Source organism: Pseudomonas sp. REB1044, from assembly GCF_038813925.1.
GTDB classification, from domain to species: domain Bacteria; phylum Pseudomonadota; class Gammaproteobacteria; order Pseudomonadales; family Pseudomonadaceae; genus Aquipseudomonas; species Aquipseudomonas boreofloridensis.
In genome coordinates this window covers 1,881,616-1,903,100 of record NZ_CP046139.1, presented here as the reverse complement: position 1 = coordinate 1,903,100, position 21,485 = coordinate 1,881,616, and the positions used below count along the sequence as shown (strand labels likewise).

The 21,485-nt window shown below is 66.1% G+C and carries 5 protein-coding genes and 1 pseudogene; 5 read left to right on the top strand and 1 reads right to left on the bottom strand.

Going from position 1 to position 21,485, the window contains the following annotated elements; genetic code table 11:
• Positions 1–137 precede the first annotated feature (137 nt).
• The 5 genes from GKC70_RS08885 (at position 138) to GKC70_RS08865 (ending at position 8,452) form a co-directional block, all read left to right on the top strand.
• Positions 138–2,066 carry a transglycosylase SLT domain-containing protein gene (locus GKC70_RS08885; RefSeq protein ID WP_342651101.1) on the top strand — a complete coding sequence of 643 codons (1,929 nt, stop codon included), beginning with the start codon at positions 138–140 and terminating at the stop codon, positions 2,064–2,066.
• A gap of 122 nt (positions 2,067–2,188) precedes the next feature.
• Positions 2,189–3,919 (top strand): protein-disulfide reductase DsbD, encoded by a 1,731-nt coding sequence (dsbD, locus tag GKC70_RS08880; RefSeq protein WP_342651100.1) that lies wholly within the window; start codon positions 2,189–2,191, stop codon positions 3,917–3,919.
• Positions 3,919–4,758, top strand: coding sequence for a prolipoprotein diacylglyceryl transferase family protein (locus GKC70_RS08875; protein WP_342651487.1), 840 nt, complete (start codon positions 3,919–3,921; stop codon positions 4,756–4,758). The genes dsbD and GKC70_RS08875 overlap by 1 nt, the downstream gene beginning before the upstream one ends.
• 1 nt (position 4,759) lies before the next feature.
• Positions 4,760–5,518, top strand: a complete 759-nt coding sequence (gene dsbG, locus GKC70_RS08870; protein WP_342651099.1) for a thiol:disulfide interchange protein DsbG — start codon at positions 4,760–4,762, stop codon at positions 5,516–5,518.
• A 111-nt stretch (positions 5,519–5,629) separates the two neighbouring features.
• Positions 5,630–8,452, top strand: coding sequence for an RHS repeat-associated core domain-containing protein (locus tag GKC70_RS08865; protein WP_342651098.1), 2,823 nt, complete (start codon positions 5,630–5,632; stop codon positions 8,450–8,452).
• A gap of 7 nt (positions 8,453–8,459) precedes the next feature.
• Here the strand turns inward: GKC70_RS08865 and GKC70_RS08860 are convergent.
• Positions 8,460–21,460: pseudogene (locus GKC70_RS08860) on the bottom strand (non-ribosomal peptide synthetase).
• Positions 21,461–21,485: the final 25 nt, after the last annotated feature.

Sequence of the window (21,485 nt, the reverse complement as noted above, 5' to 3'; positions counted from 1 at the left end):
CGTGGTCGAGGTTCACGATTCGATACAAGCACAGTGCTTTCATCCACGACCGGCAACCGGCTAAGCTAGGAACCAAACGACCTCACCAGTGTTGGCTTCGCCGTCACTTTCTCATGGTTCAACTGCCCGGACGTCTCATGCGCAGCCGCCTGTTCCACTTCGTTTCCTGCCTGGTGTTCAGCGCCGCCACCGCGAGCGCTGCCCACGCCACCGACATCACCCAGCAGCGCCAGTACTACGACGAGGCCAAACGCGCACTCGCCAAGGGCGACAAGGAGCCTTACCTGCGCTACGCCCAAGCCCTGAGCGACTACCCGCTGACCCCTTACCTGGCCTACGACGAACTCACCGCACGGCTGAAGACCGCCAGCAACGAGGAAATCGAGGGTTTTCTCGCAAAGCACGGCGACCTTCCCCAGGCCAACTGGATGAAATTGCGCTGGCTGCGCTGGCTGGCCGAACGCGGTGACTGGAAAACCTTCGCCCGTTATTACGACGCCAAACTCAATTTCACCGAACTGGACTGCCTCAATGGCCAGTACCAACTGGCCAGCGGCCAGCGCGCCGAAGGTTTCGCCACGGCCGAGAAGCTGTGGAATGTCGGCAAGTCGCAACCAGCGACCTGCGATACCTTGTTCGGTCTGTGGGCCGCCGAGGGCCAGCTCACCGAGGCGCGGCGCTGGCAACGGGCCAAATTGGCGGCCGAAGCGCGCAACTACAGTCTGGCCAATAACCTGGTACAGACCCTGCCCACGCTTGGCACACAGGGAAAGCTGCTGATCGACGTGGCGCAGAAACCCGAATTGCTCAAGCAGCCTTCACGCTTCCAGCCGGCCAGTGACGCCATGTCCGATGTCGTCAGCCTGGGCCTGCGTCGCCTGGCACGCCAGGATCCGGACCAGGCCATGACGCTGCTCGACGACTACGCCCAGCGCATGCACTTCTCACGCGATGAAAAAGTCGCCATCGCCCGTGAAATCGGTCTCACCCTCGCCCGCCGCTACGACCCCCGCGCACTCGACCTGATGACCCGCTACGACCCGGAGCTGCGCGACAACACCGTCAGCGAATGGCGCATGCGCCTGCTGCTGCGCCTGGGCCGCTGGGAGGACGCCTACGAACTGAGCCGACGCCTACCCCAGGACCTGGCCGGCAGCAGCCGCTGGCGCTACTGGCAGGCGCGCAGCCTGGAACTGGCACAACCGAACAACCCGCAGATCCCGCTGCTGTACAAGAACGTGTCGCGTGAGCGCGACTTCTATGGCTTCCTGGCTGCCGATCGGGCGCAGACGCCTTACCAGCTCAACAACAAACCGCTGGTGCTGAGCCAGGCCCTGCTGAACAAAGTGCGCAACACGCCCGGCGTGCGCCGCGCCCTGGAATTCCATGCGCGCGGGCAGATCGTCGAGGGGCGGCGCGAGTGGTACCACGTCAGCCGTCACTTCAACCGCGACGAGATGGTCGCCCAGGCGCGCCTGGCTTACGATCTGCGCTGGTACTTCCCGGCCATCCGCACCATCAGCCAGGCCCAGTACTGGGACGATCTGGACATTCGCTTCCCCATGGCCCACCGCGACACCCTGGTGCGCGAAGCCAAAGTCCGCGGCCTGCATTCGAGCTGGGTGTTCGCCATTACCCGCCAGGAAAGCGCGTTCATGGACGACGCCCGCTCGCCCGTGGGTGCCAGCGGCCTGATGCAACTGATGCCAGGCACCGCCAAGGAGACCGCGCGCAAGTTCAGCATTCCGCTGGCCTCGCCAGCGCAGGTACTGGACCCGGACAAGAACATCCAGCTGGGCGCCGCCTACCTCAGCCAGGTACATGGGCAGTTCAACGGCAACCGGGTGCTGGCATCGGCTGCCTACAACGCCGGCCCGGGCCGCGTGCGGCAGTGGCTCAAAGGCGCCAAGCACTTGAGTTTCGATGTCTGGGTCGAGTCGATTCCATTCGATGAAACCCGTCAGTACGTGCAGAACGTCCTGTCGTACTCGGTCATCTACGGCCAGAAACTCAACGTACCGCAACCGTTGGTGGACTGGCACGAGCGCTACTTCGACGACATGTAGGCCTCACAGCCCTTTCGGAGCCGTCCCACGGCTTTGAAAGGGCCTCATGTCGGACTGGGTTAACCCACGGTTAATCAGCTCGCTCCAGCATGGTGCAATCACTGCACTGCCAAGGCGTCGACATGCGTGTTCTCCTGCTGCTCCTGACCTTCCTGCTCGCCGGCCCACTTCAGGCCAACCCCTTTGCCCCCAAGTCGGACTTCCTGCCGGTGGACCAGGCCTTCGTGCTCACCCACGACCGTCTACCCTCCGGTCAGACGCGTCTGTATTTCCAGATCAAGGACGGCTATTACCTCTACCAGAAGCGCCTCAAGTTCGATGGCATTGCGCCTGAGCAACAGCCGCAATTTCCACAGGCACTCAATCATCACGACGAGTTCTTCGGTGACAGCGCGGTGTATCGCACCGAACTGCAGCTGCTGCTGCCTGCCGGTGCCAGTGGCTCGCTGCGCCTGGGCTGGCAAGGCTGCGCCGATGCGGGGTTGTGCTACCCACCCCAGACCACGGTGATCGAGCTCGGGGGCCAGGCGGCTGCGTCACCATCGACCACCTCCCTCGACGACCAAGCCAGCGACCAGTCGCTGGCCAGCAGCCTGCAGGACGCCAGCCTGGTCTGGAGCCTACTGGCCTTCTTCGGCCTGGGCTTGCTGCTGGCCTTTACGCCCTGCTCGCTGCCGATGCTACCGATCCTGGCGGGACTGGTCATGGGCAACGGCGCCAGCGCACGGCGCGGGGCAATGTTGGCTGCGGTCTACGTACTGAGCATGGCACTGGTGTACGCCGCGCTGGGCGTGATCGCCGCCCTGCTGGGTGCGAGTGTGCAGGCCTGGCTGCAACAACCCTGGCTGCTGGGTGGCCTGGCCGCGTTGTTCGTGATCCTCGCCCTGCCGATGTTCGGTGCCTTCGAGTTGCAGTTGCCGACCGCCCTGCGCGACCGTCTCGACAGCGCCGGGCGCGGGACGCGGGGCGGCAGCCTGTATGGAGCGGCGCTGCTCGGTGCGCTGTCGGGGCTACTGCTGGGGCCCTGCATGACGGCTCCGCTGGCCGGTGCGCTGCTGTACATCGCGCAGAGCGGCGATGTCGTGCACGGCGCACTGGTGCTGTTCAGCCTGGGGCTGGGCATGGGCGTGCCGCTGCTGTTGCTGGTGACGGTGGGCAACCGCTACCTGCCTCGCCCTGGCGCCTGGATGGATCGGGTCAAGGGGGTATTCGGCTTCGTGTTCCTGGCCATGGCCCTGTATAGCGTACGCACCTTGCTCCCCAGCCCGCTGCTGCTGGCGCTGGCCGGGGGCTGGTTGATCGCCCTGGCCTGGGCGGCCTGGCCTGGCTTGCAACGCCTGCCTGCACTGCGCGTCTTGCCATTACTGGGTGGACTGTGGGGAGGGTTGCTGCTGGTCGGCGCTGCGGCGGGCGGTGGCGACCTGTGGCAGCCCTTGCAGCCCTTCGTTGGCACCCCAGCAGGCACCACGGCCAACACGCATCAAGAGCAAGCCCTCACGCTGGACAACCCTCAAGCGCTGCAGCGTGAACTCGACGCCGCCAAGGCCAATCAGCAATGGGTGTTGATCGATTACTACGCCGACTGGTGCGCTTCCTGCAAAGTGATGGACAAGCAAGTGTTCGCTCGCAGCGACGTCCAAGCCAGCCTGGACGATGTGCGCATCCTGCGCCTGGATGTCACCGCCGACACCCCGGCCAGCCGCGCATTGTTGCAGCACTACCAGGTCCCGGGACCACCCACGCTGGTGTGGATCGGCCCGGAGGGCGAGGAACGGCGCCACCGGCGTATCACCGGCGAGGTCGATGCCACCACGTTCCTGCAACACTGGGCCAGGATCAGGAGTGAAGGATGATGCTGACGATAACCCTGGGGCCGCTGACCATGGCCTTGAATCACCTGCTGCTGCTCATGGCGTTGGGTGTCGCCTGCCTGGTCGGCTGGGCGGTGGCGCGCCGGGGCGGGGAGAATCCGGAATCGACGCTGTTCAATGGGTTCCTGATCGGCGTGCTGTGCGCCCGCCTTGGCTTCGTCCTCCAGTACTGGGCCATGTACCGCGACGATCCGCTGCAGATCATCGACATTCGTGATGGCGGCTTTCAGCTCTGGGGCGGGCTTTTCGGAATCGTCGCCGCCACGCTCTGGCAAGGTCTGCGCCGCCCTGCCCTCCGCCGCCCACTCAGCTGGGCACTGTTCAGCGGCGCGCTGTTCTGGGGGTTGGTGAGTCTGGGCAGCCATCTGTACAGCAAAGGCACCGAGTTGCCGGATCTGGCCCTGCGTAACGCCAGCGGCGAGGCGGTGGCGCTGCACAGCTATCGCGGCAAGCTTCTGGTGATCAACCTCTGGGCCACGTGGTGCCCGCCCTGCCGGAGAGAAATGCCGGTGCTGCAACAGGCACAGAGCGACCATCCCGAGGTGACTTTCCTGTTCGTCAACCAGGGCGAGACGGTCGAGAGCGTCAGCACCTTTCTCGCCACTACCGGGCTGAGCCTGCAGCATGTGCTGTTTGATGGTGCCGGACAACTGGCCCAACAGGTCGGCTCGATGGCCCTGCCCACTACCCTGTTCTACGACGCTCACGGTCGCCTGGCTGGCAGCCATCTGGGGGAATTGTCGCGCGCCAGCCTGCTCAATGGCCTTACCACACTCGAACGGCCCGCCAAACCCGACGCTTCCCCTGCACGAGGACAATGACATGCGAATGACCGCTTTGCTGACTTTGATGGTGGCCCTGCTTGCCGCCCCATTGACCCAGGCCGAATCCTGGCCCGAGCCCATTCGCCAGATGGAGGCCAAGGGTGCCGTGATCAAAGGCAGCTTCGATGCGCCCGACGGCCTGCGTGGCTATGCCGCCGAGTATCACAACAACGGGATTGCCTTGTACCTGACGCCCGATGGCAAGCACGTGCTGGTCGGTAGCCTGTTCGACGAGCAGGGCCAGGACCTGAGCGCCGAACCGCTGGATAAGCTGGTCTACGCCCCGATGAGCAAGGCTATCTGGGCGAAGCTGGAGAACGCCGCCTGGATCGCCGATGGAAAGGCCGACGCACCACGCACCGTCTACCTGTTCAGCGACCCGAACTGCCCCTACTGCAACATGTTCTGGGAACAGGCTCGGCCATGGGTCGCCTCGGGCAAGGTGCAACTGCGCCATATCATGGTCGGCATCATTCGGCCGGACAGCCCAGGCAAATCCGCCGCATTGCTGGCCGCCAAGGAGCCGGCCAAGGCCCTGCAGGCGCATGAGAGCGCCGGTAAGGCGAGCACGCTGAAGCCGCTGGAAAGCATTCCTGAGTCGGTTCAAGCGCAGCTTACCGCCAATCAGGCGCTGATGGAGGACCTGGGGCTGGGCGCAACACCCGCGATCTTCTACCGCGACGAGGAAGGGCAATTGCAGAGTCAACAAGGCGCTCCGCGCCCGGAAATGCTCGGCAAGATCCTGGGCAAGCGTTGACCTGGTAGATCTGTCAGGTGCGCGGCAACAGGCATTTTCCTAGACTCGCTGCAGTGCAGGATCGTGGCCGAGCGACCGCTGTGCCTTAAGGCGTAAAGATAGGAAAAGCTAATGTTGGATCGCGAAACAGTGCGCCTGCATGCCGATACGCCACAGGTCAGCGTCAGATCTGCGACCGGTACGCGGGTGGCGAGTCTGCGCTTGTTGCGCCAGTCGCACGCTGACACGCCCAGGATCCTGCGCCATCGCACGCACACCGATGAAATCAGCCGCACGGTCCGTGAGTTCGGGCCACGGCCCTTGCGCACCTCGGAGGGCGCGCCCACGCTGGCCGACGCCGCCGTCTACCTGGGTCTGGGCGGCCGACCGTTGGCCCTGCACAGTGTCGATGGCGATACGTCGCTAGCGCTCGTCGATGGTGCCGGGCGCCCGTTGTGGACCTGCAATGCCCAGGGCACACGTCACTGGCACGATTACGAGCGCCCCGAACAAGGCGCGCGACGCCACGCGCTGTTCGAGCAAGCGGCGGCGGGCTTGCCGCGCATGCGCGAACGCTTGATTTATGCACCGGTGACCGACGCTCAACGCGCACGCAACAGGGCCGGCGCCGTCATGGAGCATTTCGACGATGCCGGACTGACTCGTACCGTCGCGCGGGCGCTCACCGGACAGCTAGTGGAGCAGCGGCAGTGCCTGTTGCAGGTGCAACTGGATCAGCCTGACTGGACCGAGGGGCCGGGAGGCGATCTCGAGACCGATGTCCATACCGCCCTCTGCGATTACGATGCTACCGGCGAACTGCTGAACCGTACCGACGCCGTCGGCCTGACACGTTCTATCGAGCGCGATATCAGTGGCGCCGTCTGTCGCACCCGCCTACGGCAAGGCGATCGGGAAGCCCTGGCGCTGGCCGAAGTCACGCGCAGAGCGGACGGCAAGGTCGTAAGGCACGAATCAGGCAACGGAGTGGTCGATCACTATCGTTACTCGCCGTTGGACCACCGCCTGATCCAACACCGTACCGCACGCCCGGCCGACCACCCGTTCGGCTACCTGCTGATCAGCGACTTGCATTACCGGTACGACCCGGTCGGTAATCTGCTCGAGCTGGACGATCAGGGCGCTGATCCGCAATGGCATGGCAATCAGCGCACAGACGGTCTGCGCGAGTATGCCTACGACACCTTGTACCGCCTGATCGACGCCAGCGGCCGCGAGCGCACCCCCGTGGCAGGTTACGGATCACCGGCCTTCGGCGCCGCCGACCGTCAAGGTGGCAGCGTCTGGACACCCTACCGGGAGCACTACGTCTACGACGACGGCGACAACCTGACCACTCTCAATCACAACGCAGGGACCGGCCAGCGCACCCGACGTCTGCGTGTCTCGACGCAAAGCAACCGGGCACTGCCCGAAGGTCACGGGCTCACCCCCGACACCGGCTTCTTCGCAGGCGGCTTGCAGAAGCAGATGGTCGATGGCCGGGCGCTGACCTGGCGCACCGATAACCAGTTGGCCGAGGTCACGCTGGTCACCCGTGCCCGCGACGCGATGGATGACCGCGAACAGTATCGCTACGCCGATGGGGGCACCCGACGGCGCAAGATCAACACCGTGCAAGTGGCCGGTGCCGCGCAGATCACTGTGACCACTTACCTGGAAGACTGCGAGTTGCGCATCAGAACACGCGATGGCCAGCCTGCGGCGCAACGCCATGTGCTGATCAGTGAAGCCGAGGGGGTGCGCTGGATACAGGATCGGGTGCACGGCAAGACCTACCTGCGCTACGCCTTCACCGATCATCTGGGTAGCGCCGTGGGTGAAACGGATGAAGCGGGCAACGTCGTATCGCGCGAAGAGTTCGCGCCCTATGGTGAGAGTACCGGCCTGGACGAGCCCGCCGCGGAAGTCGATGGGCTGAGACGGCGAACCCAGCGGTATGCGGGCAAGGAGCTCGACGCCAGTGGGCTTTATTACTACGGCTGGCGCTATTACCAGGCGGGGTCATGCCGGTGGTTGAGTGCCGATCCGAGCGGGTTGGTGGACGGAGTGAACCTTTACACTGCGAATACCAGCAATCCCCTGCGCTACGCCGATAACGATGGCCGGATTCCAGAGGACACGACGGGTCAAGAGGCCGTCCCGACAAGCACCGAATCGTCTGACTCGTGGGCGCCAGGCCCGTCGTGGCAACAGATAATTACGCGTATTGCAGTCGCCTCGACAGCGCTGAGTTTGCTAAAGAAACTCATCACGATCATTGGCGTTTACCGAGGCGGTGTAGGGTTTCGACACACCACTGGGGAAATCTTCAGAGGCTTGAAATACAGTATGCGCTCGCTCTCATTCAACCTGAACTCAGCGGCGTTCATCACCGGGCTGGCAAGCACGGTATCAGCGACGACGTTAGTGGCCGCTTCTGCGGCGGGGGTGAGTCACGCCACGGCAGACGACATCTCGAATACCACCGTAGGACTCACTGTGAGCGAGCAGATTTTTTCCATTCTCGGGCTCCTGAATGACATGCGCCACGACGAGTACCCCACTATTCAAGACCTGTTTCCCAAAATCGAGATTCCAGAGGTCGACCCCGCGGCAGGTGAAGCTTGGATTCACCTCGAGTCACGCGTGCCTACGCCAGCAGGTGATCAAGATTTCGCATCAGTAAGCAGGACTCAGGAAGGCATGCCTGAAGCGCAGGCCGTGACAGTCAACATCAACAGCACCAGCCCGGTGAGTATCGGCACCGTGAACGTGATTACCGGAACCCATAGCATCGGCCGGCAGACCGTTGTAAACATCACAGACCCAGAGGGCACTGCGCCGAGCGCCAGCCTGGTATCCGACCGCTCAGCGCATAGCACGCCCCAGCAAGTTCACCGACGCAAGAACCTCGCTCATCGTGATCCGCCCAGTAGACGCGCATCATTTTGAGGCATCGCTACACAGTCACATCATCACTCGCGTACGACACGGGCGTCGGGGCAACCTCATGCCCCTCCAACATCGCCATCAAATCACTCAACCGATCCACCTTGGCCTCATCCAGCGCACTCTCGCGCACCCCTTCGACGTACTGCGCCAATGCATCCACCGTGCTGCACTCGAACATCGCCCGCAGCGGCACGTTGAGTTGCAGACGCTTCTGCACCCGCGAGGCGATCTGCGTGGCCAGCAGCGAGTGCCCGCCCAGCTCGAAGAAATTGTCGTGTACCCCGACCCGCTCGACCCTGAGCACTTCGGCCCAGATGTCGGCCAAGGTCTGCTCCAGTTCATTGCGCGGCGCCAGATAGTCTTGCGGGTGCTGACCACCGATCTCGATGGCCGGCAGCGCCTTGCGGTCGAGCTTGCCGTTGGCGTTGTGCGGCAGGCTGTCGAACCAGCCCCAGTGCAGCGGCACCATGTACTCGGGCAGTTCGGCGCGCAGGCGCTGCTTGAGGTGATCGAGCAGCGCGGTATCGGCCGACACACCCTGATGCGCCACCAGGTAGCCCACCAGATGCTTGCCGTTGACGCCCTCCTGCACGCCGACCGCGACGTCGCGCAGTTCAGGTTGCTCGTGCAGACGTGCCTCGATCTCACCCAGCTCGATGCGGTAGCCGCGAATCTTCACTTGATGATCGATGCGTCCGACATATTCGAGCACGCCATCGGCGCGCCGCCGTGCCAGGTCACCCGTGCGATACAGGCGTTCGCCCGGCGCGCCGTGTGGATGCGGGATAAAGGCTAAGGCCGTGCGGGCCGGATCGCCGACATAGCCGCGACCAACACCCGTGCCGGCCACGCACAGCTCGCCCACCGCGCCCAACGGCACCAGGGTCTGCTCCTCGCCATAGAGGTACAGGCGGTTGTTGTCGGTCGGCGTGCCGATGGGCAGGTAGCTGCCGCGCGTCGATTCGACATCGACGCGGAAGAACGCCACATCGTCCGAGCACTCTGCCGGACCGTAAGCGTTGACCAGACCGATCCGTGGATACCGCGCCAACCACTGAGCTGCCAGCTCCGGCGGCATCGCTTCGCCTGTAGGCAGCATCCAGCGCAGGCCATCCAGCGCTTGGTGGTCGTTGGCCAGCATGCCCTGGATCAGCGACGGCACGCTTTCCAGCACGGTGATGCCGCGTGACTGCACGTGCGCCAGCAAACCTTGCGGGTCGTGGGCGATGGTGTTGGGCACGATCTCGACACTGGCGCCGAACAGCGGCGCGGCGAGGAACTGCCATACCGAGATGTCGAAGCTCTGCGACGCGGTCTGCGCGATTACGTCGTGCTCGTCCAGGGCCAGGTAAGGCACCTTGCTCAGTTGGTTGTTGAGCATGCCGCGCTGCTCGACCATCACCCCTTGGGCAAGCCGGTGGAGCCGGAGGTGTAAATGACGTAGGCGAGATTGTCCGGAGCACTGTAGAGACCTGGATCGTGACTGGCCACCTGACCGGCCTGGACCTCTTCCCACACCAGCAGATGCGGTCGCGTCACGCTGCCCAGTTCATCGAGCAACTGGCGCGCCTGCTCGGCGCAGGCGGCGCTGCACACCAACACCGGCGTGCGGCTCAGTTCGACGATGCGCTGCAAACGGACCGACGGCAGGCCCGGATCCAGCGGCAGGTAACCGGCCCCGGCCTTGAAGCTGCCAACGATCATCCCCAGCAGCGGCAAGCCCCGTTCGGCCAGCAGCGCGACCGGTTGATCGACGCCCACGCCAATCGACTGAAGCGCGTGCCCCAGGCGGTTGGCTGCAAGATTCAACCCAGCATAGTCGTAGGACGCTTCCAGGCAGCGCGCGACCGTGCGCTGCGGATGCGCCGCCACCCGCGCCTCGAACAGCGCCACGTAGCTCTGCTCCAGCGTGTAGGCATGCTCGGTACGGTTGCAGTCCTCGAGCAGGAAGCGCTGTTCTTCGGCGCCGAGCAGCGGCAAAGCATCCATCTGACCATCGAAGCCCTCGACCAGCGCCAGCAGCAGCCGCTTGAACTCGGCCAGCAGGCGTTCGACGGTGGCGTGATCGAAGTAACGCTGGTCGAACGACAGGTGCAGCCCCAGGTCGTCGCCCGGATAGCACACCGCCGTCAGCGGGAAGTTGGTGTGGGTGCGACCGGAATCGGAACTGGCATTGAAGTGCTGGGCATGATCGAGTACGGCGGTCTCGACCGGCGCGTTCTCGAACACGAACAGGCTGTCGAACAGCGGCTGGCCCTTGGGCAGCGCACTGCACTCCTGGATGGCGACCAGCGGCAGGTACTCGTATTCGCGCAGTTGCATGTTGCGCTCGAGCAGCCCTTGCAGCCACTGGCGCACGCTCAGGCGCTCGCCGGCAGCGGGCAACTGCACGCGCAAGGCGATGCTGTTGATGAACAGCCCGACCGTGCGCTGCATCTGCGGCAAGCTCACCGGACGACCGGCCACGGTCACCCCGAACAGTACGTCGCGCTCACCGCTGTAGCGCGCCAGCACCAGCGCCCAGGCGGCCTGAGCGAAGGTGTTGACGGTCAACTGGTGGGCCTGGGCCAGTTCGCGCAGACGCGCCCCTTCACTGGCCTGCAGGCGGGTGTAGCAATCACCGACGAGCATGCCGTCACCGGCGTGGTCATGGCGCAGCGGACGGTCGCTGGGAAGGGCCGTGGCCCGCTCGAAACCGGCCAGGTTGGCCTGCCACCAGTGACGCGCCTCGTCCAGGTCCTGACGCTGCAGCCAGCCGATGTAGTCGCGGTAACGTGGCGGCACCGGCAACTGCGCCGTGCGGCCTTCACCAAGGGCCTGGTAGAGCTCGAAGAAGTCGTTCATCAGCAGCGAGCGGCACCAGGCATCGATGAGGATGTGGTGGTTGCTCATCATGAACCAATAGCGCGCGTCGGCGACCCGCACCAGGCGCAGATGGAACGGCGCCTCGCGCAGCAACTCGAAACCCGCTTCGCGTTCTTGCTGGTGCAAGGCTTGCAGGCGCGCCTCCTGGGCGGCGTCATCCAGGTCGCGCCAGTCCTGGTAGTCCAGCGGCGTGTTGCCGGGTTTGTGGATGATCTGCAGCATCGCTTCACCGGCGTTCCAGCTGAACGACGCGCGCAGCGCCTCGTGCCGTGCGACCACGGCCTGCCAGGCCTGGGCGAAACGCGCCGGGTCCAGCTCGCTGTTGATGCGGTAGCGATCCTGCATGTAGTAAATCCCAGTGCCCGGTTCGAGCAAGGTGTGCAACAGCAGCCCCTCCTGCATGGGCGTCAGCGGATAGACATCTTCGATGTCCGCGGCAGGCACCGGCAGCGCGTCGATCTGTTCCTGGGTCAGGCGAGCCAATGGGAAGTCCGACGGCGTGAAGCTGCCATGGCCTTCGACCAGGCAATGCTCGACCAGCGCCAGCAGTTCTTCACGGTAGGCCTCGGCCAGCGCGGCGATGCTGGCCTCGTCGTAGCGTTCGCGGCTGAAGGTCCAGCGCAACTGCAAGGCGCCGCCATAGACCTGGCCGTCGACACTCAGCCAGTTCGGCAGGGGTGCCTCCAGGTCATGGGCCAAGCCGGCCGGCGCGTCCAGCGGCTGGAACAGTGCGGCGTCATCGAACTGCTGGTCGAACTGCCCCAGGTAGTTGAAGGTGATGCGCGCCTGCGGCAGTGCAGCCATGCGTTCGCGCAGCGGTGCATCGGCCAGGTAGCGCAGCACGCCGAAGCCCAGCCCCTTGTGCGGCACCTGGCGCAGTTGCTCCTTGATCGCCTTGATCGAGGCAGCGCGAGCGCTGTCGTCATCGCCGACCACCGGGCTCAGGCTCAGCGGATAGGCATTGGTGAACCAGCCGACACTGCGGGTCAAGTCGATGTCTTCGAACAGCCCCTCGCGGCCATGGCCTTCGAGCTGCACCAGCGCGTGCGCTTCGCCGCTCCACCGGCACAGGGTGCGCGCCAGGGCGGTGAGCAGCAGGTCATTGACCTGCGTGCGGTAGGCCGCAGGCGCCTGTTGCAGCAGTTGGCGGGTCTGCTCGCGGTCCAGGGCGATCGCCAGGGTACGGGCATGTCGGTGCAGGTTGCCGCCCTGCGGGTGATCGCACGGCAGTTCGCGCACCACGCCGCTCAACTGGGCGTCCCACCAGTCCAGCTCGTCACGCAGCGAATCGCTGCCGGCGTAATGGGTCAGTCGGGCAGCCCAGTCGCCCGGCGCATGGGTCTTGGCCGGCACACGGTGACCCCGGTACAGCGTCTGCAGGTCTTCGAGCAGCACACGCCAGGACACACCATCGACCACCAGGTGATGGATCGCCAGCAGCAGACGTTGCTGTCCGGCGTCATCGGTGAGCAGCAGACCGCGCAGCAGCGGCCCTGCGGTCAGGTCCAGGCTGCGCTGGGCGTCGTCGTACAGCGCTTGGCAATCGGCGAAATCGGCTACCGTTGCCGTCCATAGCAGCGGTTCAGTGCTGGGAGCGGCGTACTCGCCCTGCCATTGCCCCTGCGCCTGGGTGAAGCGCAGGCGCAGGCTGTCGTGGTGCTGCACCAGCGCGGCCAGCGCCGCTTCGAGACGCTCGGCCTGCAACGGCTGGCGCACTTCTAGCAGCAGCGCCTGGTTCCAGTGCTGCGGTTGCGGCACGTCGCTGTCGAAGAACCAGTGCTGGATCGGAGTCAGGCCAGTACGGCCCTGGCGAGCGCCCTGCTCCGCCTGGGTCGGCACCGCGCCCTCGGTCACGACCTCGGCCAGGGCCAGGATGGTCTGGTGCTGGAACAGGTCGCGCGGGGTGAACTGCAAGCCCAACTGGCGGGCGCGGCTGACCACCTGGATCGACAGGATCGAATCGCCGCCCAGCTCGAAGAAGTTGTCCTGCACACCGACGCGGGAAACGTTCAACACCTCGCGCCAGACCTGCGCCAATTGCACTTGCCGCGCGGTGGTCGGCGCCAGGTAGTGCTGCCCGGCCTGTTCCAGGTCAGGCACCGGCAGCGCGCGACGGTCGAGCTTGCCGTTGCCCATCAGCGGCAGGCGCTCCAGCAGCACCAGGTGCGCGGGCACCATGTAGTCCGGCAGGTGCTGGCGAGCCTGCACCTTCACGGTTTCGCGCAGATGCGCCTGGGCTTCACTGCCCGCCGTGGCCTGCGGGCAGACCAGGTAGCCGACCAACTGCTTGCCACCGGGCAGGTCGAGGGCCAGGACAACCGCCTGCTCGACGTCGGGATGGCTTTGCAGGCAGCTTTCGATCTCGCCCAGCTCGATGCGGAAACCGCGAATCTTCACCTGCTGGTCGGCGCGACCGATGTACTCCACCAGGCCGTCGGCGCCCAGGCGCACCAGATCGCCGGTGCGATACAGGCGTCCACCGTGATGGCTGAACGGGTCGGCCACGAAACGCTCGGCCGTGAGCCCCGCACGGTCGTGGTAGCCCTGGGCAAGCCCGGCGCCGCCGATGTACAACTCGCCGATACCGCCTTGGGGCAACAGCGCCAGGTCTTCGTCGAGGATATACCCGGTGCGCGCACCGACCACACGACCGATCGGCACGCTGCCGGCATCGCTGGGCACTGTCTGCGGCGCCAGGCAGGCCAGCGGCATGACGACCGTCTCGGTGGGGCCATAGGCATTGAACACCTGCTGCGGCACGAAGGCCTGGCGGATACGCTGCAGGTGCTCGCCAGTCAGCGCCTCGCCGCCGGTGATCACCAGCCGCACCGGTAGCGCCTCGCCACGGCTGGCGAGGAACTGCGCCAGTTGGCTGCCATAGCTCGGGGTGAAGCCCAGAATGCTTACCCGCTGCTCGCGCGCCAGTTCGCAGATCTCCTCGGCGCCCCACTGCCCTTGCGCACGCAGCACCACCCGGGCGCCGCACAACAGCGGCGTCAGCAGGCGCTCGGTGGCCGCGTCGAAGTTGATCGAATAAAAGTGCAACTCGCAGTCGTCGCTGCGCATGCCGAAATCAGCGATCACCGCCTGGCAGTGCATGGCGATCTCGCCGTGGCTGACCACCACGCCCTTGGGCTGGCCGGTGGAGCCCGAGGTGTAGATCAGGTAGGCCGAGTGCTGCGCCAGGTTGAGGTTGTCCAGCGCAGCGTCGCTGTGGGCGGACAGCGACGCCGCATCGTCTTCCAGGCTCCAGGTGGCCACGCCTTCGGGCAGCTCGCCGAGGGTAAGGAGCAAGTCGCGCGAGGCGATCAGCAGGCCCAGGCGACTGTCCTGGATCATGTAGTGCAAGCGCTCGAGGGGGTATTCCGGGTCCAGCGGCACATAGGCGCCACCGGCCTTGAGAATCGCCAGCAGCCCCACCACCATCTCCAGCGAGCGCTCCAGCGCCAGGCCGACGCGCACCTGCGGTCCCACCCCACGCTCACGCAAAGCCCGCGCCAGGCGGTTGGCCTGCTGGTCGAGCTCGGCATAGCTCAGGTGCCGACCGGCGAAGGTCAGCGCCAACGCCTGGGGCGCACGCGCGACCTGGGCGGCGAATAAGCCATGCAGCGTCTGATCGAGGTCGAAGTCCTGCTCGCCTTGCAACTGACCGATCAGCACCTGCTGCTCGGCGTCCGTCAGCATCGGCAACTGGCACAGGCGCTGCTGGTCATCGTCCAGCAGCCCGCTCAACACGTGCTGCAAGTGCTCGGCCATGCGCGCGATGCGCGGTTGGTCGAACAGGTCATGGCTGTAGGTGAAGCAGCAGCCCAGACGACCGTCCAGGTCGGTGACTTCCAGGTACAGGTCGAACTTGGTGGCGCTGGCATCGTTGACCAGATAGTCCACCTGCATGCCGGCCAGGCTGCGGCTTTGCTGGAAGGCCCAGCGCTGGACGTTGCACATCACCTGGAACAGCGGGTTGTAGGCGCTGCTGCGCGGCGGCTGCAGGGCTTCGACCAACTGGTCGAACGGCAAGTCCTGGTGCGACTGGCCGTCGATGACGGTCTGGCGCACCTGGTCGAGCAGTTGGGCAGCGCTCATCTGCCCGTCCAGCTCGCAACGCAGCACCTGGGTGTTGAGGAAGGCGCCGATCAGCCCTTCGCTTTCCGGGCGGATACGGTTGGCCACCGGCGCGCCGATGCGCAGGTCGCGCTGACCGCTGTAGCGGTGCAGCAACACGGCCAGGGTCGCCGTCATGGTCATGAACATCGTCAGCCCGCGCTGGCTGTTGAAGGCATGCACCCGTTCGACCAGTGCCGGGTCGAGGTCGAAGCGGTACAGCCCGCCGCGATGACTTTGCACCGCCGGCCGCGGACGATCGGCGGGCAGCGCCAGCACGGGGTGCTCGTCGCCCAGACGTTCTTTCCAATAGGCCAACTGACGCGCGCCTTCACCGGCGTCCAACCACTGACGCTGCCATAGGCTGTAGTCCAGGTACTGCACCGGCAGCGGCGCCAAGGGCGATTCGCGCTCGTCGACGAAGGCTTCGTAAAGCTCACCCAGTTCGCGGGCGAAGATGTCCATCGCCCAGCCCTCGGTGACGATATGGTGCAGGGTCAGGACGAAGTAGTGCTCGCGCGCCTCGGTCTTGACCAGGCACGCTCGCAGCAGCGGGCCACGCTCCAGATCGAAGGGCTGGTGCGCCTGCTCGTCGGCCAGTCGCTGCAAGCGCGGTTGACGGCTGTTCGCCGGCAGCGCGCTGAAGTCCTGCCATTGCAGGCGCAGGCCGGCGTCATCGGCCACGCACTGATAGGGCTTGCCGTCGATGCTGGGGAAGGTGGTGCGCAGGGTTTCGTGACGCGCGACCAGCGCCTGCAAGGCCCGCTCGAAGGCGTCCACGTGCAAGGCTCCGCGCAGGCGCGCCATGCCGCCGACGTTGTACGCGGGGCTGTCCGGCTCCATCTGCCAGAGGAACCACATGCGCTGCTGGGAGTACGACAGCGGCACGGCCTGGCGGCGATCGACACGGGCGATCGGCCCCTGCAGGTTGCGTCCGCCTGCCGCCTGGATGCGCGCGATCTCGGCGCAGAATGCACCCAGCTCGCTGGCCTCGAACAGGCTCTTGAGCGGCAGCTCGACATCGCAGGCCTGGCGGCAGCGCGAGACGATCTGGGTGGCCAGCAGCGAATGGCCGCCGAGGGCGAAAAAATCGTCCTGCAGACCGACCTGCGGCAGGTTCAGCACCTCGCGCCAGACGGCCGCCACTTGCCGTTGCAGTGCGCTGTGCGGCTCGACGTGCGCGTGCTGCTGCCAGACCGGCGCCGGCAGGGCCCGCCGGTCGATCTTGCCGCTCGGCCCCAGCGGCATCTGCGCCAGGTGGATCAATTGGGCGGGCACCATGTACGCCGGCAGGTGCTGACTCAGGTGGGCCAGCAGCGCGTCACTGCATTCGACACCACTGTAGTAACCGATCAGTTGCGCGCCGACGGCATCCTGGTGAATCAACACCAGCGCCTGATCCACGCCGGGCTGGGCCAGCAACCGTGCCTGCACTTCCTCAGGCTCGACGCGGAACCCACGTACCTTCACCTGCTGGTCGAGGCGTCCGAGGTAGTCCAGCGCGCCACTGTCCAGCCGCCAGCGGGCGCGGTCGCCGCTGCGGTACAGGCGCTGGCCATCGCCATCGGGCTGGGGCACGAAGCGCTCGGCGGTCAGCCCAGGACGGCCCAGGTAGCCGCGGGCCAGGCCTGCGCCGCCCAGGCACAGCTCGCCGGGCACGCCGAGGGCGGTCGGTTCGAACTGATCGTCCAGCACACGGCACAGCACATTGCCCAACGGCCGACCGATAGGCGAGCGCTCGCCGTCTTCGCGCCGACTGTGCCAGTGAGTGACGTTGATCGCGGTCTCGGTCGGCCCATAGCGGTTATGCACCTGCACCTGTGGCAACAGCGCCAGGGCACGGTCACGCAGGCTGGCGGGCAACGCCTCGCCCCCGGAGAACAATCGACGCAGAGAGGTGCAGCCGGCCGCCAGGGGCTCCTGAACGAACACCTGCAACAGCGGCGGCACGAAGTGCAGCGTAGTCACCCCATGCTGCTGTACCAGCTCGGCGATACGGCGCGGGTCGCGGTGCTCGCCGGGGCCGGCCAGCACCAGACGGCAGCCCGTGACCAGCGGCCAAAAGCATTCCCACACCGACACGTCGAAACTGATCGGTGCCTTCTGCATCAGCACATCGCTGGGGTCGAGGGCGTAGGTGGCCTGCATCCAGCCCAGCCGTTCGGCCAGCGCTGCATGGGTATTGCCGACACCCTTGGGACGACCGGTGGAACCAGAGGTGTAGATGACGTAGGCCAGATGCTCGCCTTCCAGGTGCAAACCCGGCGCCTGGTTCGGCCAGCTGTCCAGGTGCAACTGGTCCAGGGCGATGGTGCTGACGCCGTCCACGTGTGGCAGGCGTTCGCGCAGATGACTCTGGCTCAGCAGCAGACTCGCGCCGCAATCGGCCAGCATGTAGGCCAGGCGTTCGGCCGGGTAATCGACGTCAAGCGGTACGTAGGCACCGCCAGCCTTGAGGATCGCCAGCAGACCGATCAGCAACTGCGGCGAGCGCTCCACGGCGATGGCCACGCAGGTGTCGGGGCCGACGCCTTTGTCGCGCAGGTAATGGGCCAGGCGGTTGGCCTGCTGGTGCAGGCTGGCGTAGTCCAGCTCACCGCCCTCCCAGACCAGGGCAATGCGCTCGGGGGTCAGCCGGGCCTGTTCGTTGAGCTGCTCGACCAACAGTGTGCCAGGCGCCTCACATGGCGCCTGTCCCCAGGCGAGCAGTTGGGCGCTGGCGGCCTCGTCGAGCAGGCGCACCTCGCCGATGGGCAGGCTCGGCAGAGCACACACCTGTTCCAGCAGCGCCAGCAGATGCTGCGCCAGGCGCTCGACGGTACTCGCGTCGAACAGCTCGGCAGCGTAGTCGAAGGCCAGCGACAGGCGGCCCTGGTGGTCCTGCTCGCTGTGCAACTGCAGGTCGAACTTGGCCTCGCGGCTGTGCCAGGGCAACTCATCGGCCAGCAGGCCAGGCAGACGACGCAGGGCCGACAGATCGCGCTGTTGGTGATTGAACATGACCTGGAACAGGCCCTGCTCGCGGGCCTGAGGCAATGCTTCGAGCAGTTGCTCAAACGGCAGATCCTGATTGGCCTGGGCATCGAGGGTGCGGCTGCGGACCTGGGCCAGCAACTGGTCGAATGCGGTGCGCCCATCGAGCTCGGCGCGCAGCACCTGGGTGTTGATGAAGAAGCCGACCAGGCCCTGGGTGTCCAGGCGCGGACGGTTGGCATTGGGCACCCCGACACGGATGTCGGTTTGGCCGGTGTAGCGCTGCAGCAGCGCCTGCCAGCCGGCCAGCAGCACCATGAACAGGCTCGCCTGATGGTCGCGCCCCAGGCCTTCGAGCGCCTGGGCCAGCGCATTGGGCACCTTCACGGTCAAGCGCGCGGCACGCTGTTCACGTTGCGCCGAGCGGGGATGGTCGGTGCACAGGTCGAGCACCGGCGGCTGTTCGCCCAACTGCTCGGTCCAGAACTGCAACTGACGTGCGCCCTCGCCTTGCGCCAGCCACTGGCGCTGCCAGGTGCCGTAGTCGGCATACCCCAGTGGCAAGGGCGCCAGGTGCACGGGTTGACCCTGGCAGTGACCCGCGTACAGGCGGGCGAACTCGTCGAGCAGGATATTCAACGACCAGCCATCGGCGACGATGTGGTGCAAGGTCACCCAGAGCTGATGCTCGTCATCGGCCAGGCGCACCAGGGTCACCCGCAGCAGCGGGCCTCGACCCAGGTCGAAGGGCTGAACGGCCTCGTCCTCACGTCGGCTGGCCACTTCACTGGCCGGCAGCCCTTCACAGTCCAGGTGCTGCAGGCTGAACTCGACCTGCGGCTGCACCTGTTGCAATGCCTGACCATCGATTTCGCTGAAGCGCGTGCGCAGTGCTTCGTGACGATCGACCAGCGCCTGGAAGCTCGCCTGCACGGCAGCCAGATCCAGCTCGCCACGCAGGCGCAGCCCGGCCGGGATGTTGTAGGCCGCCGACTCGGGCGCCAGTTGCCACAGCAACCACAAGCGGTTCTGCGCCAGCGACTGCGGCAGGGGCTGGGCGCGGTCGAGGGCGGCAATGGCGCCGCTGCCCTGCTCGCCGGACGCCAGCAGTGCCGCCACCGCTGCGCTGTAGTCGGCCAGCAACGGGGCTTCGAACAGGGTCCGCAGACTCAGCGTCACGCCCAGCTCCTCGGACAGCCGCGCCGTGACCTGGGTGGCCGCGATGGAGTTGCCGCCCAGCAGCAGGAAATGATCATCCGCCGCGACCGACTCGACGCCCAGCTGCTCGCGCCACACCTCAGCGATGCGGGCGTGCAGGGTGTCGAGGGTCGCTGCTGGTGTGCTCGCAGTCGGCGTGTCCGGGAAGCGGGCGTAGCAATCCAGGCTGCCGTCGTGCAGGCGCTGACGGCATGCCGAACGCTGCAACTTGCCGCTGGAGGTCTTGGGCAGCGCGCCCGGGTTGAGCAGCAATACCACGGCCGGTGCCTGGCGGCAGGCGTCGGCGACCACCTGGCGCAGGGTCTTTATCAGTACCTCAGGCGCCACGGCCTTCTGCACGTTGCGACTGATCTCTACCGCTACGCCAATGGCTTCCTCGCCGTTGTCGTCCACCGCGAACACCGCCACCCGGCCTTTGCGCAGTCCCTCGACGGCTGTTTCGAGGGTTTTCTCCAGGTCCTGCGGATAGAGGTTCTGACCCCGCACGATCAGCATGTCCTTCAGGCGTCCGCTGACGAACAGCTCGCCGGCGCGCATGAAACCCAGGTCGCCAGTGCGCAGCCAGGTCTGGCCATCCTGCTCGACGAAGGTGCGCGCGCTGGCCTCGGGGTTGCGCCAGTAGCCCCGGGCGATGCTCGGGCCTGTCGCCCAGATTTCGCCCACCTGGCCGTCGTCCAGGAGGGTCATTTGCTGCGGTTCGACGATACGCACGGCATGACCTGGCTGCGGGTAACCGCAACTCATCAGCACGCTGCCTGTGCCCGGTTCGGCGCGGTGGGCGGCGAAGGCGTCGGCATCCAGCGCCAATGCCGCAATGCCCTGACCGCGTCGGCTGCCACTGACGAACAGGGTCGCCTCGGCCAGCCCGTAGCTGGCGAAGAAACTGCTCGGCTGGAAACCGCAGGCGGCGAATTTGTCGGCGAAGGTTTCGAGGCTGTCCTGGCGAATCGGCTCGGAACCGGAGTAGGCCACCCGCCAGCGACTGAGGTCGAGCCCGGCCAAGGCGGCTTCGCTGACCCGCTCGCAGCACAGGCGATAGGCGAAGTCGGGGCCGCCGCTGATGGTGCCGCCGTAGTCGCTGATCGCCTGCAACCAGCGCAGCGGCCGGGCCAGGAAGTAGCCGGGCGACATCAGCACACAGGGCACACCACTGAAGATGGGCTGTAGCAGGCCACCGATCAGGCCCATGTCGTGGTACAGCGGCAACCAACTGACGATCACGTCATCGGGGTTGAGGTCGATGCCAAAGCCGTGGCGGATCAGTTGTTCGTTGGCAACCAGGTTGCCATGGCTGACCTGCACGCCCTTGGGCAACGCGGTGGAGCCGGAGGTGTACTGGAGGAAGGCGATATCGTCGCTGGACAACGTCGGTGCCTGCCAGGTGGCGGCGAGGTCCGCCGCGAGCGTGTCGACCGCCAGCAGCGCCGGGGCATCCTGCGCGGACAATGCCTCGAGCCCACACAGGCTGTCGTGCAGGCTCTGCACGGTCAGCAACAGGCGCGGCTGGGCGTCGTCGATGATCGACAGCAGGCGCTGCTGATGATGCTGGCGCGAGGACTCCGGCGGATAGGCCGGCACGGCGATCACCCCGGCGTACAGGCATCCGAAGAACGCCGCGACGTAGTCCGGGCCGCTGGGGAACAGCAGGATCGCCCGGTCGCCCAGGCTCGCGCGGGTCTGCAGCGCCGCCGCGATGGTGCGTGCCCGCAGGTCCAGCTCACGGTAGCTGAGCACCGCCTGGTCGCTCGGATCGTCGGCGAGAAAGCGCAGGGCGATCCGGTCCGGGGTGGCCGCAGCGCGTTGCGCCAGGGCCTGGACCAGCGTGAGCGGGAGTTCGAAGGCGTCCGTCATGGAGTGTTCCTGCCAGTGTCTGGGT